Consider the following 15,308-nt stretch of genomic DNA (forward strand, 5'->3'; position numbering starts at 1 on the left):
CGGTGGCCGTCGGCGCCATGGTGCTGGGGCTGCTGATGGTGGTGCTGCGGGCTCTGCTGCAGCAGGCCACTATGCTTCGCACCGACATGGAAACGGTGATCTGATGCCGATCGTCGTGCGCATCGACGTCGAGCTGGCCGAGCGCAAGATGAGCGTGGGGGAGTTCGCCGAGCGGGTGGGCCTGACCCCGGCCAACGTGGCGGTGCTCAAGAACGGCAGGGCCAAGGCGGTGCGGTTCAGTACGCTCGAAGCGATGTGCCGGGTGCTCGAATGCCAGCCGGGGGACCTGCTGGAGTGGGTGGAGGATTAGTGCTCGCCGGGTTGCTGGCTGCCGCGGCGCTGGCGGTCATGACGTCCGGGATCTGCTTTCCGCTGACGTACCTCGTGGTCATGCTGTGCCTCATCCCGATCGGCATCCTGGTGCTGGCCTGGCTGGCCCTGCACCGCCGGGTCCCAGCCCTGACAACCAGGAACCTCTACAAGATCGCCGCGCTGTGGTCGTTGCCCCTGGCGGTGGCGCGACCGCTGTTCAGCCTGGACGTGTGGAGTTACCTGGCGCAGGGGCTCATCGCGGCCAAGGGACTGGATCCGTACGTTCTCGGGCCGGTGCAGGCGCTGGGCCCGGACTCGATCGTGACCCAGCACGTCAGTCCGTACTGGGTCAGCACCCCGGCACCCTACGGCCCGATCTGGATGGCCCTGTCTCGGGCGGTCGCCGAGGTCGCCGGCGACAGCATCGTCCCCAGCGTGGTGCTGTACCGGGTGGCCGCGCTGGCCGGCGTGCTCCTGATCGGCTGGGCGCTGCCCCGGCTCGCACTGCGCGGCGGGGTGGCACCGGGGTACGCGCTATGGCTGGGCCTGCTCAACCCGCTCGTGCTCTGGCACCTCGTTTCCGGCGTCCACAACGACGCGCTCATGCTCGGCCTGATGCTCGCCGGCCTGGAACTGGCCCTCAGCAACGCCGGTCGGGGCAGGGTCGCCGCGGGCGTGGCGTTGCTGACGGTTGCGGCCTGCGTCAAGGTCGTGGCCGTGGCCGCGATCTGTTGCGTGGCCGTCGACGTGGCGCACCGCCGGGGCCGGTTCCTGCGCCCGTTCCTGCCCGTGGTGCTCGGTGCCACCGCCGGTGTGGTGGCGCTGTCCGCGGTGGGTGGGTTCGGCTGGATCACCGCCCTGCGCGGCAGCACCACCGTCTACAGCTGGATGTCGCCGACCACCGGCACCGGCATGCTGATCGGCAAGATCTTCGGTGCGCACCTCACCGCACCGGCGGTCGGCGCGCTCAACGTGATCGGCGCGATGGTGCTGGTAGTCGTGGGACTGCGGTTGCTGGTGAGCGTGCATCGCGGCCGGATCAGCGGGCTGCGAGCCGTCGGCCTGATCTTCGCTGTCGCGGTGATGTGCGGTCCGGTCGTACAGCCGTGGTATCTGCTCTGGGCTTTGCTGCCCCTGGCCGTGACCGCGCGGAGTGAGCGGGAACGCTTGGTGTTGATCGGCATCAGCGCGGTGGTGGCACTGATGACGCCGCCAATCGCTACGGCGGCCGAACACCTGGTGGCGGGCTACATCGTCGCCACCACGGTGATTGTGGGGATCACCGGTGCAGTGCTGCTGACTGGGCGTGGGCGAGCTTTCCGGCTGAGCCAGCAACGCGCCGCGTCCACCGTACCGTCCGATCAAGGATGCCCGTCGCCATGATCCAGACGCACGTGATGCCGTTGAGGAACGAAGCGGTCACGTCAGTGGGGTGATGCATGCCGCGGTAGAGACGCCCAAGCGCCACTCCGACCGGTACGAGCACAAGCACCCAGCACAGCGACTTGAGCCAGGCCCGGGTCGTCAGCGTCGCCAGCACCAGCGCCATGCCGACGTAGAGTGCCACCGCGGCCGACGTGTGCCCGGACGGGAAGCTCGACGTGGGCGGGGAGGAGTCCAGGTGGCTGACCTCGGGGCGGTGCCGGTCGATGACCAGCGTGGTGAAGAAGAACACGAGGGCCTGGGCGCTGACCGCGGCGCACAGGAACAGCGGCTCGCGCCAGCGCTTCAAGGTCAGGCGCAGGATGATCGCCACGACCGTGGTCACGCCGATGATCACCGGAGTGCTGCCGATCGTGCTGAAGACGTACGAGATGTCGTTGCCCAGGGTCTCGCGATGCGCGGCGAAATCGCGGTTGACCGTGTCCTCGACGGTGAAGGGCCACAGGTGCTGCAGCACCTTGGTGATCAGCAGTCCCAGCCCCACCATGATGGCGAAGAGAACGAGCACCGGGGCGAAGATCCGCTTGAGAAATTGCACCACGACATCCGACATGGGCGCGCCATTACCCGGTCGTGACTCGCGTTACTCCTTTTTCCTGCGGCACCCCCTTCTCCAGCACCGGCAGCAGCCCGCGGCGCGTGAACGCCATCGTGGTCGCCGCGATGACCGCCACCGCGAGCAGCCAGCCGGCCACCACGTCGCTGGTCCAGTGCACGCCGAGGATGATGCGGGAAATACCGGTCAGCACCGCCACCGCCACCCCGGCCGTCCACAGCACCCATCGCCGGCGGACGAACGGCAGCAGCACCAGCACGAACACCCCGGCGGTCAGCGCCGCATTCAGCGCGTGCCCGGAGGGGAACGAGTACCCGGCGGCCCGGGCCACCGGGTCGAGCAGGTCCGGCCGGTGCCGCTCGATCAGCAGCTTGAGCAGCGCGCCGAGGATGCCGCCGGCCGCCATCGTGGTGATCACCCACATTGCCGTGCCCCGGGAGCCGCGGCGCCACAACCACACCGTCAGGATCAGCGCGGCAAGGCGCAGCGGGTTCGGGTCGAAGACGGTGGTCCACACCTTGGTGACGTCCACCCAGCCCGGGTGCCGCAGCGCCCAGTCGTGCAGCGCTGCGGTCACCGAGGCGTCGGCGTCGTGCAGCGGGCGCCAATCGCCGGCCACCAGGGCGGACAGCAGGGCGAAGGGCACCAGCACCGCGACCGCGACGGCGGCCACGGCCGGCAGCCGGGTACGCAGGTTCATGAACGTGGGTCGTACCCCGGTTGGACGGAAATAGTCAGGCCACGGGCCGGACCTGGCGATGCCCGTCGGGGTAGACCTGGTGGAAGGTGATCAGCCACGGGATTTGCTCCCGCGGGGGCACGCCGCAGCCGCGCAGGAACCCCAGCAATGTTTCCTGCCGCGGGGTGGATCCGGCGGTGATCAAGTTGTGCACCGAGGCGCGCGAGATGGGCGTGCCGGCATCGCGCGCGTGACGGGCCACGCTGTCCATGGTGTGCCGGCGCTTGGCCATCAACGCCCGCAGACGCCCGGCGAACTCGACCGGCGTAGCGGCACCGGCGGGCTCGGGAAGTGTTCTCATGCTCCTGCCTCATGCATCGTGCGGAAAGTGAATCAGCCGCTCGATCGTCATCCGCCGGGCCGAGCCGAACAAGCACGCAGTTGCGCGCTTTTACTCAGGACTACTTGTGCGCATGGGAAATACCGCGGGCCGTGCGTGGTTGACCGGGATATGACAACTGTTGGTTTCATCGGAAGCGGCAACATCGGCGGTACGGTCGCACGGCTGGCGGTGGCCGCCGGTTACGACGTGGTGCTGAGCAATTCGCGTGGCCCGGAGACGCTGACCGAGCTGGTCAGCGAGCTCGGCGACAAGGCGCGAGCGGCGTCGGCGCCCGAGGCGGCCACTGCGGGCGACATTGTGGTGGTGTCGGTGCCGTTCAAGGCCCACCCGGACCTGCCGATCGCCGAGCTGGCCGGCAAGGTGGTCCTCGACACGAACAACTACTACCCGCAGCGCGACGGCACCTTCGCCCAGCTCGACAACGATGAAATCACCAGCGCCGAGCTGGAGCAGCAGAAGCTCGCCGGGGCCAAGCTCGTCAAGGTGTTCAACAACATCTACTTCAAGCATCTGGGCTCGCTGGCCCGCCCGGCCGGTGCGGCGGACCGGTCGGCCCTGACAATCGCCGGGGACGACGACGCTGCCAAGCAGGCGGCCACGGAGTTCCTCGCCGCGATCGGCTACGACACCGTTGACGTGGGCCCGCTCGCCGCGAGCTGGCGAGTGCAGCCGGGCACCCCGGCCTACAGCGCGCAGTACGGCACCTTCGAGGACCCGATGGGCACGCCCGCGCCGGTCGACAAGGTCCGGGCAGTGGTGGCCGAGGCCAAGCGTTAGAGCAATTCGGCGGCCGCGGCGGTTAACGCTGCCATGCCCAGCCGCTCGGCCGTCGCCCGCGCGCGTTCGGCCAGCGCCGCTGCCTGCTGGGTGTGGCCGGCTTGGCGCAGGGCGCGGGCGTGGTCGTACCGGATGCGGGCCAGAATCGGCGGTGACTCACGGGCGATGCTCGCCGCTGTGGTGAAGTCGTCGATCGCCGTCGCGGTGTCGCCCTCGGCCAGCGCGAGCAGCCCGCTGAACCGCGCGGCCGGCCCGGCCACCGCCACCGGCCACCCGGCCAGCACCAGCTCATCGCGGTGCGGGGCCAGCATGCGCCGCAGCAACGGCAGCGCCGCCACCGCCACCGGATCCGGGTGCAGCACCGACACCGCCTCGGCCAGCAGCGCCGCGGTCGGCGTGGTCCAGCCGTGCGCGGGCCAGTCCACGAAGTTGCGATGCGTGGCCATCAGCGCGGCCAGCCGGTCCGCGGCCTCCTCGTACCGGCCGGTGTCGCAGCAGGCCAGCACCAGCGCGGCCGGCCAGATCGGGAAGTGCGCGTCCTGCTCGATGTCGGTGGCCACGGCCTGCGCGAACAGCTCCTCGGTGCGCCCGAGCTCATGCAGCAGCCAGTACGTCTGACCCTGCCACGTCTGGCGCAAGTTGTCGGCCGGTACCACGGGTCGGGAGCGCAGCTCGTCGACGGCCTGCCGCCCCGGGCCGCACAGCCAGGCCGCCGCGCCCTCGAACGTGCCCCGCCACAGGTGCATCGTCGTGTCCAGCACCCCTTGCAACCAGACCCCTTGCGGGCGCGGGTGCTCGGCGACCAGCTTGCGGTGATCCTTGACCGCCGCGTGCACGAGCGGCAACCCACCCAGGCGCAGGTGGTCGATGATCAGCGCGATCAGGGCTTCGCTTTCGAAGTACGGCGACCCGGCAGCGATCGCGGCCTCGCGCAGCCGTTCGGAAATGCCGGCCAGCTCCCGCGGCGGCGCGGAGTCGTAGAGCCCCCAGCGGCACTCGTTGAGCACCTCGCACCGCACCTCGGGATCTTGCTCCGGGGTGAGCGCCGCCAGCGTCTGCCGGGCCAGCTCAGGTCCGGAGGCCAGGTCGGTCGGTACGGCCATGGTGGACTTGTGCGCGAGGTGGGCCTGGAGCTGCAGACGTACCGCATCGGCATTGGCATCCAAGGCACTCAGCGCGCGGCGCAGCAGAAAGACCATTTGCTCGTCGATCAGACCCGGATCCGACCATTGCCGCGCCAGCCGGACTGCCGCCGTGGCCTGCGGTTCGGGGCGCCCGTGGGCGGCGTCATAGGCCTGGCGGTAGTGCCGGGCCGCCGCCGCGGCATCCCCGAGATCACTGTGCGCGTCACCCAGCGTCATCAGCAACTGGATGCTCAGCGGCACTCCGGGATCGAGCCGCAACCCCGCCTCGGCCCGCTCGACGGCCGCCTGGGCAGCAAAATTCCGGCGCTCCGCCCGAGCCGCCTGCAGCATCGCCTCCGCCTCGGACACGGCATCGGTGCGTACCGTGAGGGGCCACTCCCGCAGCCGGTCCACCACCTCGTCGAGCACCCGCCGCCCGGTCGCCCCCAGCGCCGCGGCCTCGGCGAACACCAGCGTCACCGGCATGGCACGCAACACCGGACGTAGCAACGCCTCCAGCAGCAGCACCACATCGACGGCCTTGATGGCGTCCTCGGCCACGAACCCGCTGATCATCTTGCGCTGGGCCGGGGTGATCGAGATCTGGGCCAGATCGCGGCGCAGGTACGCCCACAGGGCCCCGGCCACCAGGCGCCACGGGTGGAAGTCGTCGTTGTGGCGGCACCGCACCATCAGCTCACCGGTCAGCGGCTGGTGCACGTCAATGCCGTACTCGTGCATGCTGATCAGGTCGAAGGCCCGCGCGGTGATCGCCGGCTCCAGGCCCTCCTTGTTGCCGTGCTCGACCAGCTCCTCGGCCGCCGCCACCCCGTCGCGGCGCAGCGTGTCCAGCACCCCGAGCAGCCACAACGCCTCGTGCCGGGGTAAGCCCCGGGCCATCGCCTGCGCGGACCACACCGGCGCCCGCTCGTAGCGGCCCTGGATCAGCGCCGCCCGCGCCATCTGCTCGACCACTTTCTCGCGTAGCCGGCCCAACTCGGCGCGGAAGCCCCGCATGGGTTCCTCGCCGGTCCAGTCCGGACCGAACTCGGCGAACGGCTCAGCGGTCCAGCTCGCGGCGGCCTGGGTGTACTGCTGCTCGGCTTCAGCATAGTGGCCGGCTTGCAGCCGGCTCAGCACCTCGCGCGCCGAACGTTCGAAGCGGTAGGCGTCCACCGCATCGGCCGCGGCGACGAGCTGGTAGCCCCGCGACTGGCGCGCCGAGGTGATGTCCAGCCCGTGGTCGCGCAGGATCCGTCGCAGCCGGGCGATGACCGGGGCCAGCAGGGCGTCGCGGGCGGTCGGGTGTTCGGCGTCCCACAACGCTCCGAGAAACGCCTCCGGGCGCAGTGGGCCGCGGGCCGCCACGAGCACGGCAAGCGCCTTCTTCTCCTGGGCGCGCCGCAACTGCGGGACACCGGCGACCCGGATCTGCACGTCACCGAGGACCTGGATGTCCAGGCTCATGACGCGGTGCGAAGCGTGCTCGGGTGCTGAGCCACGGCCGCGCAAGGTCGGTGCAAGGTCCGGCTGCGAAAGTGCAATGTCCGCCGGGGGAAGTCGGCCATACCGAAACCGTACCGGCGGTCGCAGGGCGCGGGAACACGCGGCCGGGGGGAAATGCCCCGGTGCAAGATTGCTGCCTCCGCAAGCACCGGCGGAGCGGCGCGAAGGGGCACAGGCGCGGCGTCAGCCTGGCGGGGCACGACGCCGCGCCTGCCACCTCACTATGGCAAGCCCTCACGGCCGATGCCTATCGGCTTCTCGTCCGGTAAGCCGCTCGTTGTGCGATGCCGCTCATATCCGGTACGCCGCTACCGCGATCTCGGCGAACGAGCGGATCAGCGGCGTCTCCCGATCAGTGCGCCAGGCCACGATGAGCTGGCTCGGTGGCATGCCGGTCAGCGGGATGCACACCAGTTCCTCTGACGGTGTGTGGATGGCCAGCGGCGAGATGCCCACCGTGCCGTTCCAGAGGACGGCTTGCATACACTCGGCCACCGTGCGCACCACGGGACCGGCGGGCTTTCCGCCGCTCCAATACGCGCGCCACAGCGGGTCCGTACCCTCCGGTAGCTGGAACCAGGGCCGCTCCTCCAGGTCGCGCAGGCTCAGCGTGTCCTTCCCAGCAAGCGGGTCGTCGCTGCGCAGCACGGCCCCGACCGGATCCGGGCGCAGTTCCCGCACGCTGAGGCCGGCGGTGTCGAACGGTTGCTTGGTGATCGCCACGTCGGCCACGCCGGTGCGCAACCCGGCGGTCGGGTCGGTGAAATCCGCCTCGCGGAAGCGGATGGTGACAGACGGGTGAGCGCGGCGAAAGGTCGCGGCCAGCCGGCCGACAGCCTTGTCGCCGCCGCCCAGCGTGCCGATCGTCAGCGTCACCGCACCGGCCGCCGTGACCCGGGTGCGGGCCTCATCGGCGTGCGCTTGCAGGGCGATCGCCTCGGCATACAGGGTGTCGCCGGCGGCGGTGAGCTCAACACCGGCGGCGGACCGGTGCAGCAGGACGACGCCCAGGTCACTCTCCAACTGCTTGATGGCACGGCTCAGCGGCGGCTGCGTCATGTGCAACCGGTCCGCCGCCCGCCCGAAGTGCCGTTCCTCGGCGACGGCGACGAAGTAGCGCAGCAGTCGAAGGTCCATCACCTGGCCTAATATGCCGTGGCGAGCGTCGGCAGGCCAGCGTACGAGCCAAGATCGTGCGAGGGAATGATCTGCATGCGGTCCTCCAGCGCGATGACCCGGGACAGGCCCCGGCGTAGCTGCTCCCGGTCCTGATCGGCGATCGTGGCAAGCAGCCAGGGCCGCTCGACGCGCCGCTGGATACCCTCGGACTGCCACGTCAGGTCGCCGATGAAGGCGTAGCGCTGACCCGAGGGCAAGGCTACGAAGACGACCACGGAACCCTCGGTGTGCCCGCCGGCCAGTGCGATGACCACCGACCCGTCGCCGTGGACGTCGAAGGTGGACTCGAAGCCGAGGTACGGCCGCTTCTCGAAGGTGTACTCACGAATCCGGTGCCCGCCGCTCACGGCCCGGTAGACCTTGCCGCCTGGGTGGGTGGCGGCGTACTTCAGCTCGCCAGGGTTCATCCAGAGCGGCGTGCCGGCGAGCGTGTCGAGGCCGCTGGCGTGGTCCCAGTGGGCGTGGGTGAGCACGACACCCTTCAGGCGGTTGCGGTCGTACCCGGCGGCGTCGAGTTGGTCGCTGACGGTGCTGGTGCGCTGGTGGGGGGCGCGTTCGTACCAGGGGAGCAGGGCGATGTGGCGGTCGACGTCAGCGCCGAAGCCCGCGTCGATCAGCAGGTCGCCGCGGGGGTGCTGGATGAGAACGGCCGAGGCGGCGAAGTGGCGTACATCGAAGAAGGATCCGCCTCGGACGGCGAACGCGGCGCGGGTGTCATAGGTGCCCGTGGGCAGGTGGAGGACGGCCATGTCTTCGGGCGGATCGGCCACCGGAAGCGGCCCGGTAAAGGGTTCTGACAGCGCAATCTTGGCCACGGGTTGGTTCATGACCTCACCCTGACGCCGATGTCGGGACCGCGTCCAACACCGATGTCGCAAGCCCGATACCGAGCCGGTATTTATGCTGGCCAGGTACGGTTAGCTGCCCAGCCGTCCGGCGACGGTCGCGGCGACCTGGACCGGTGACAGGTTCGTGGTGTCGACAACCTCTGCCTCGGCGTGCAGCCAGGTGCGCGCGGCTTCGGCGTACAACCCCAGATGAGCCAGCCGGAAGGGCGACGCAATCGGGTGCTCACCGGCAATCCGGGCGCGCAGGGTGTCCTCGTCGGCGTGCAGCACGAAGTGCCTCACCGCAATGGCGTGCTCGGCCAGCCCCTCGCTGATCTCGCGCCAGTACGCCTCGATGAGCACGGTCATGGGCATCACCAGGGTGCCGCCGGTGTAGTCGAGGACGCGGCGGGCGGTCTCGACCACCAGCGGGCGCCACGGCGGCCAGTGCTGGAAGTTGTCCGTCGCGGGCAGACCGGGCTTGATGTCCATCAGGGTCTCGCCGACCTTCTCGGCGTCGAACACCTGCGAATCGGGGATCAACTGCTGGACGAGGGCGCTGGTGGTCGTCTTGCCGACGCCGTGGGTGCCGTTCAGCCATACGATCATGAGCCGACGCTACCGGCCGGGACCAGCGCGGCCCTTGTGCCAGCGCAGCGGACCTGGATGGACACTCCACCAGACACGCCGCCACCAGGGCCGTTTCGCGCGCAGGGCATCCGCATAGGCCACCGCCTGATCACCGGCGCGCACGGCTTGGACATCGTCAGCGGCACCCGGCGCAAAGGCCACCGTGTTCACCGCCGTCACCAAGTCCCCGAGGGGCGGCAGATCATCGGCTCCCGACGGGGGCGCGGCCGGGCGAACCATCTGCACCTGTGAGCCATATTCGGCGGCTTCCGTGGCGGCCAGATGCGCGGGCACCGGCCGCCCGGCGAGCCGCAGCGCATCGGTGAACTCCAGCCAGGCCCCGGTGATCCGCGCGTCAACATCCCCACCCGTCAACCGTCGCCGGCGCAACCCTCGCCGCAGCATCACCAGCGAAGCCACCGCGGCCACCACCAGCAGCACCACCGACCCGGAAGCCCCCGACGCCACGACCGCCGTGGAAACCCCACCCGCACCGGCAGGCGGCGGCTCAGCCAGCACCGGCGGCGCGGAGGCGCTGGTGGTGCCGGCCGGTGGGGGTGGTTCGGAGGTGGGTGGCGGCTCGGAGGGTTTGGGGGTGAAGTCGTCCTCGACCGGGCGGGGGGACCCGTCGCTCTTGGGCATCGGGTCGAAGGCCACCCAGCCCAGGTCGTCGAAGAGCACCTCGGGCCAGGCCACCGCGTCGCCGCCGGTGACCGTGCCACCCTTGCGGGGGGCGTCGAAGCCCACCACGACCCGGGTCGGCAGGCCGGTGATCCGGGCCAGCAGCGCGAAGGATGCCGCGAACTGCTCCGACGTACCGACCTGGCCGCCCCGGTTGCGCGGGCCGAACAGGAAGAACTTGAGGTTCGGGTACGCGTGACCACTCGGCGCGTCGGGGACCCTGCGGTAGTGCTCGGACAGGAACTGCTCGATGGCGGCGGCGCGGTCGTACGCGGCGCCGTTGCCATCGGCGAGCTGGCCGGCCAGGCGCTGGATGTCGTCAGGGACGCCGGCGCCGACGGTCAAGTACCGCGTTACCGCGTCACCGCCGGGCACGTCGGCGGTGGGCAGCAGGTTGTAGTCGGGCTCCGGCAGGTCGGAGGTCACCGTGTACGTCAACCCCGGCACCAGCGACTCCGGCCGGATCACCGTTCCCGTCGCAGCGTCGTAGGCGATTCGCGTCCCGTCCACGCCCGTGGGGGTGGGCACCACCGGCAGCAGCCGACCGGTCAGCTCGTCGATGGTGATCTGCTGGGTGACCTTGGCGACCGGCACATCTGCCAGCGCGGGGGGAGCTGGCAGCACCCGGCCGGCGTTGCGATAGGTGGCACCGACGCGCCACGTGATGCCGTCGTAGTCGGGCAGCACGGCCAGCCGGAGCCGGGCCGTACCCTTGCCGCTGCCGGAGGCGCCCACCTCCAGCAACTTCTGTTTCGGGGCCAGCGCCCACCCGGAGATCCGGTTGAGCGGAGACTCGTCGAGACTGTCGACTTGCGGCGGTTGGACGTACCGGCGCGGATCAACAGGGGTCGCGGACACGCGGGCGCCAACCCACGGGCCGATCGCCGCGACCAGGCCGATCAGGACCACCAGGCCGGCGCTCGCCCTGGCCAGCGAGCGAGCCCGCACGGCCGCGCGCATCGGCGCCGGGATGCCCTCCAGCTCAGGCCCGGCGGCCGGACGGGCGGAAACGGCAAGCGCCAGCACGACCAAGCCCGCAAAAGCCAGCGTCGGCCAGCCCGCACTGCCCGCGTTGGGCCCCACCACGTAGAGCGCGGCGCCGAAGAGCCCGGCGGCGGGCAGGCAGCCCAGCAGCACCCGCCCCGCGCGCACGGCCACCTCACTGCCGGCCAGCCCGGCCAGCCACGCGGCGATCACCGGAACCACGACGGTGTCGGGCGTCGGCTCGACCGGGATCATGGCGGTGAGCAGCCGCGGAATCCCGTTACGCAGCGCGTCGGCCGCGATGTGGACCAGCGAACCGTCGAGACCGGCGCGATCCGCCGCCAGCTGCAAGGACCACGCCGTGTACGCCGCCAGCAGCACCACCGACAAAGGCGCGACACTCCACGATGGCAGCCGCCGAGCCGCCATCGCCGTCCCGGCGCTCAGCAACGCCGCGCCCGCCACCAGCTCCACCAGCAACGCATCGGCATAGATCCGCCCCAGCACCACCCCGGAAAGCGAGATCAACCCCACCAGGACCATGGGTACGACCACAGCCCGCACCCACCTCACCATCCGCGCACCCCATCCCAGGCGTCCGCGAACTGCTCCCCGCTCTCCGCCTCGATCAGGATCATCCCGGCACCCGCCCGGCTCCCCGGTTCACGATCACCGAGCAGCCCCGTAATCACCACCGGGTACGGGCCCCGCAGCGCACCGACCGAACCCAGATCGGCCCGCCCACCGGGGCCGGTCAGGTACACGAGCGTGTCGCCGAGCCGGTTCTGGCGCAGGCTGCGCACGGTCGTCGTCAGGTCCGCCTGCGCCAGGGTGGCCTCGGTCAGCACGTCCAGATAGGGGCCCTGCGCCGGCCCGGACACCAGCTGCAGCACAACCGGCAGGTCCTCGCGCACCGCAGCGGCGATGATGCTGGCCGCCGCCTCGCAGGCCACCTCGAAGGACTCCGGATCCCGGCCGGGATGCGCGCTCACCCGGTCATCCAGCAGCACCACGATGGTCGGCTCGCTGGTGTCCAACTGTTCCCGGACCATCAGCTCGCCGACCTTGGCCGAGCTGCGCCAATGCACCCGGCGCAACTCGTCGCCGACCACGTACTCGCGCAGCGAGTCGAAGGTGATCGACCCGTGCGGCACCTTGTCCACGTGCCCATCCAGGCTGCGGGCCATCCCGGCAGGCACCGCGCGCAGCAGGTGAATGCGCGGGTGCACCCATACCGTGGCAGTGTCGCCGCACGTGCGGGTCAGGCTGAGCAGCCCGAGCGGGTCGTTGCGGGTGACGCGCAGCGGTCCGACCGGTACGACGCCGCGCCGGCTGGTGGGCACCGCGTAATCCACGGTGGTGTCGCTGCCGGGTCGCAGCCGCAGCAGGGGAACGGGTACGGCGGTGCTGCCCACCCGGTCGGTGGCGATCAGGTTCGCGGCGCGCAGCTTGCTGGTGTTGCGCACGGTGAGCATCATCCGGGCCGGCTCGCCGCGGGCCACCCGGTCAGGTTCGGCGCTGCGGTCCACGTCCAGCCGCGGGCGCCACACCGCGAAGATCACGCCGGTCAGCACGGCAACGGCCGCGGCGGCCCCGAGCAGAGCCAGGTCCGGATAGCCGAAGCGGAAGCCGAGCCCGAGCAGGAGCACCGCGGCCCCGGCCACGCCCAGGCCACGAGCGGTGATGCCCCGCAGCCGCTTCACGCCCCGGCGTAAGCATCGGAGGGCCACCCCGGATTCGCGGCAGCCTGCGAAGGCACGGCAGCGCCGGGCGAAACAGCCGCGCCGGGCGAGGCGGGCAGCGGAACCGCCACCGACTGCACCGCGCCGGCCAGCACCTCGGCCGCGCTGGCCCCGCGCAGCTGAGCGTCCGGCGTCAGCAGCACCCGGTGCGCGAACACCGGCTCCACCAGCGCCTTGAAGTCCTCCGGCAGCACGTACCCGCGCCCGTTGATCAGCGCGAACGCCGACGCCGCCCTGGTCAGCGCGATGACCCCGCGCGGGCTGACCCCCACCCGTACCTGAGGATGGTTGCGAGTCGCGGCGGCCAGCCGGACCGCATAGGTGTACAGCGCGTCGGCCACGTGCACCCGCTGGGCCATGCGGACCATCTCGCCCACGGTGTTGGTGTCGGTGACCGGTTCCAGGGTGTCGGGGGAGCGGGCCGCCGAGCCTCGCAGGACCTCGACCTCGACTTCCTCCGAGGGGTAGCCCACCGACAGCTTCACCAGGAAGCGGTCGAGCTGGGCCTCGGGCAGCCGGTAGGTGCCGTCCATCTCGACCGGGTTCTGCGTGGCCACCACCAGGAACGGCTGGGGGACCGGGTGCGGGACGCCGTCGACGGTGACGCGGCGTTCCTCCATGACCTCCAGCAGCGCCGACTGGGTCTTGGGGGAGGCGCGGTTGATCTCGTCGGCGATCACGATGTTGGCGAACACCGGGCCGGGGTGGAACTCGAAGCCGCGGCTGGCCTGGTTGAAGATCGTCACGCCGGAGACGTCGGAGGGCAGCAGGTCGGGGGTGAACTGGATGCGGCGCCACTGCCCTCGTACGGCCGCAGCCATCGCCCGGGCCAGCGTGGTTTTGCCGACGCCGGGCACATCCTCGAGCAGCACGTGACCCTGGGCGAAGAACGCGGTCAGGGCCAGCCGCACGACCTCGGGCTTGCCCAGCACGACGGTGCCGATGCGCTCGGCGAGCTGGGCGGCGATGCCCGCGAACGTCTGCACGTGCTGGGGCGGGATCTGGTCAACACTCACGGGGCAGGTTCCTCAGCAGGTGGGCAGGTCGTTCACGTCGTCGCCACCGTCGAGGTTGAACCAGGCGAACGGGATGTAGTTCTTGCCTTCGTAGTTGACCCGGATCCACCAGCTCGACTGCTTCTGCTTGTTGTAGATGTACGAGTCGATGTTGTCACCCTTTTTCTTGCAGTACGCCTCGAGCCGGGTGCCGGGCTTGGCCCAGCCGACCTGCTTGTCGTTGTCCTGCCGGGTGACACTGAAGATCTCGTTGCCGTTGCGCCCGTCGACGTCCTTGTCGCAGTACGTCGCGGTGTCGCCGTTCTCGCCGTTGTGGCAGGTCGCGGTGCCGTAGAGCGCGGCCGTCTGCTGCGCCCGAGCCTTGGTTACCGTGCCGGCCGCGTTCTTGGCCGAGATCGTGAACGTGTACGACGTGGACGGCTTCAAGGTGGCGATCTTGAGGCTGGAGCAGCTACCGGACGCGCTGCCCCCGCCGCCCGACGCGCTCATCGAGCAGCTCGCCGTGCCGCCGCCGGCGTCAACCGTGAACGTGACAGTGCCGGAGTTGTAGGTCGCCGACGAGCCGGTCACCGTGATCACCGGCTGGGCCACGGTCCTGGCGGTCGCCGTTCCCGGCTCACCCTCGCCGGCCTCGTTGACCGCACGCACCTCGACCTGCACAGTCTCGCCCTCGCCGAAGCCGTTGAGGGTGACGCCGGTGCCGTCGGTCACGTCGGTGGTCCTGCCGCCGGCGGCTACCGAGTACTTGGTGATGGGCCGGCCGTTTTCCGCCGGGGCGGCCCAGGTCACGGCGACCGTGCCGGGCTGGTCGCCCACGGTGGCGGCGTCCACGCTGTCCACCCGGGCGGGCTTGGCGAACGGCACCACGCTGGCGCTGACCGGTGACGCCTTGGACCCGGCGCCGCGCTCGTTGACGGCAACGACGGTGAACGCGTACTGCTTGCCGTACTCCAGGTCGCCGTCCTTGATCGTCAGGGCCGTGCCGTCGGTGACGTCGCCGATCGGCGCGCTGCCACCCTCGCTGATCGCGGTGACCGTGTAGCGGTCGATCTCCAGGCCTTGCCCGTTGGCCTCGGGCCAGCTCACCGCGACCGTGCCGTCCGGCTTGGCCTCGGCGGTGACCGCTGTGGGCGCGTCGGGCACCTCGGCCGTCGGCTTGACCGCGTTGCTGACGCGCTCGGGTCCGTCGCCCTTCTTGTTCACCGCGTGCACGGCGAACGTGTAGGTCTCGCCGTTGGTCAGCCCGCTCACCTGCAGCGAGCGCTGGTCGGCGCCCACCTGGAACGTCTTGCCGTCGCCCTCGACCACGTAGCGGGTGATCGCCGCGCCGTTGGCCGACGCGGGCTGCCAGGTGACCCGGGCCTCGGCGTTGCCGGCCGCGGCCCGCACGTTGCGCGGCGCGCCGGGCTTGCTGGCGGTGGGCTTCTTCGGCTTGGGCGGGGGTGGCGG

The 15,308-nt window shown here is 70.8% G+C and carries 14 protein-coding genes and 1 pseudogene; 4 read left to right on the forward strand and 11 right to left on the reverse strand.

From position 1 onward, the window contains the following. Positions 1-2: 2 nt before the first annotated feature. The 3 genes from TFC3_RS35530 to mptB are packed head-to-tail and all read left to right on the forward strand — an operon-like array spanning position 3 to position 1,695. Positions 3-104 carry a DUF2975 domain-containing protein gene (locus TFC3_RS35530; protein ID WP_236718066.1) on the forward strand — a complete coding sequence of 34 codons (102 nt, stop codon included), beginning with the start codon at positions 3-5 and terminating at the stop codon, positions 102-104. Continuing rightward, positions 104-310 (forward strand): helix-turn-helix transcriptional regulator, encoded by a 207-nt coding sequence (locus tag TFC3_RS10700; protein ID WP_067498816.1) that lies wholly within the window; start codon positions 104-106, stop codon positions 308-310. The genes TFC3_RS35530 and TFC3_RS10700 overlap by 1 nt, the downstream gene beginning before the upstream one ends. Continuing rightward, positions 295-1,695 carry a polyprenol phosphomannose-dependent alpha 1,6 mannosyltransferase MptB gene (mptB, locus tag TFC3_RS10705; protein WP_161952566.1) on the forward strand — a complete coding sequence of 467 codons (1,401 nt, stop codon included), beginning with the start codon at positions 295-297 and terminating at the stop codon, positions 1,693-1,695. The genes TFC3_RS10700 and mptB overlap by 16 nt, the downstream gene beginning before the upstream one ends. Here the strand turns inward: mptB and TFC3_RS35535 are convergent. Genes TFC3_RS35535 through TFC3_RS10720 form a run of 3 tightly spaced genes read right to left on the reverse strand, consistent with a single transcriptional unit; the run spans position 1,592 to position 3,351 of the window. Continuing rightward, complete coding sequence (locus TFC3_RS35535) at positions 1,592-2,308, reverse strand: phosphatase PAP2 family protein (RefSeq protein WP_082771963.1); 717 nt, start codon at positions 2,306-2,308, stop codon at positions 1,592-1,594. The two genes, mptB and TFC3_RS35535, sit on opposite strands and share 104 nt — an antisense overlap. Before the next feature lie 10 nt (positions 2,309-2,318). Continuing rightward, complete coding sequence (locus tag TFC3_RS10715; protein WP_067498821.1) at positions 2,319-3,011, reverse strand: phosphatase PAP2 family protein; 693 nt, start codon at positions 3,009-3,011, stop codon at positions 2,319-2,321. Between the two features lie 34 nt (positions 3,012-3,045). After that, entirely contained in the window at positions 3,046-3,351 is a 306-nt protein-coding gene (locus tag TFC3_RS10720) for a helix-turn-helix transcriptional regulator (RefSeq protein ID WP_067498822.1), read from the reverse strand. A gap of 150 nt (positions 3,352-3,501) precedes the next feature. On the opposite strand from TFC3_RS10720, the gene TFC3_RS10725 reads away from it, so the two are divergent. Beyond that, a complete protein-coding gene (locus TFC3_RS10725; protein ID WP_067498823.1) occupies positions 3,502-4,170 on the forward strand; it encodes an NADPH-dependent F420 reductase in 669 nt (222 codons plus the stop codon). Here TFC3_RS10725 and TFC3_RS10730 read toward each other — a convergent pair. The 8 genes and pseudogenes from TFC3_RS10730 to TFC3_RS10765 all read right to left on the reverse strand — a co-directional run. Further along, complete coding sequence (locus TFC3_RS10730; RefSeq protein WP_067498825.1) at positions 4,167-6,761, reverse strand: BTAD domain-containing putative transcriptional regulator; 2,595 nt, start codon at positions 6,759-6,761, stop codon at positions 4,167-4,169. The genes TFC3_RS10725 and TFC3_RS10730 overlap by 4 nt on opposite strands. Positions 6,762-7,091: 330 nt before the next feature. Beyond that, positions 7,092-7,937: a LysR family transcriptional regulator gene (locus tag TFC3_RS10735; protein ID WP_067498827.1), complete on the reverse strand. Its 846-nt coding sequence runs from the start codon at positions 7,935-7,937 to the stop codon at positions 7,092-7,094. A gap of 8 nt (positions 7,938-7,945) precedes the next feature. After that, on the reverse strand, positions 7,946-8,806 hold the full coding sequence (locus TFC3_RS10740) for an MBL fold metallo-hydrolase (protein ID WP_067498829.1): 861 nt from the start codon (positions 8,804-8,806) through the stop codon (positions 7,946-7,948). Between the two features lie 90 nt (positions 8,807-8,896). Beyond that, positions 8,897-9,415 (reverse strand): ATP-binding protein, encoded by a 519-nt coding sequence (locus TFC3_RS10745; protein ID WP_067498831.1) that lies wholly within the window; start codon positions 9,413-9,415, stop codon positions 8,897-8,899. A 9-nt stretch (positions 9,416-9,424) separates the two neighbouring features. Next, the gene (locus TFC3_RS10750; RefSeq protein ID WP_067498834.1) at positions 9,425-11,677 is read right to left on the reverse strand and encodes a DUF3488 and transglutaminase-like domain-containing protein; all 2,253 of its coding nucleotides are present in this window, start codon (positions 11,675-11,677) and stop codon (positions 9,425-9,427) included. Then, on the reverse strand, positions 11,671-12,804 hold the full coding sequence (locus TFC3_RS10755; RefSeq protein ID WP_082771964.1) for a DUF58 domain-containing protein: 1,134 nt from the start codon (positions 12,802-12,804) through the stop codon (positions 11,671-11,673). Before TFC3_RS10755 ends, TFC3_RS10750 begins: the two co-directional genes overlap by 7 nt. Before the next feature lie 71 nt (positions 12,805-12,875). Next, positions 12,876-13,859 (reverse strand): annotated as a pseudogene (locus TFC3_RS10760) (AAA family ATPase); the annotation flags it as partial. A gap of 12 nt (positions 13,860-13,871) precedes the next feature. Further along, positions 13,872-15,308: fibronectin type III domain-containing protein (locus TFC3_RS10765; protein ID WP_161952567.1), on the reverse strand; the 1,437-nt coding region annotated here is incomplete at its 5' end.

It is taken from the genome of Actinoplanes sp. TFC3, assembly GCF_001553785.1.
In the GTDB taxonomy this organism is placed as follows: domain Bacteria; phylum Actinomycetota; class Actinomycetes; order Mycobacteriales; family Micromonosporaceae; genus Actinoplanes.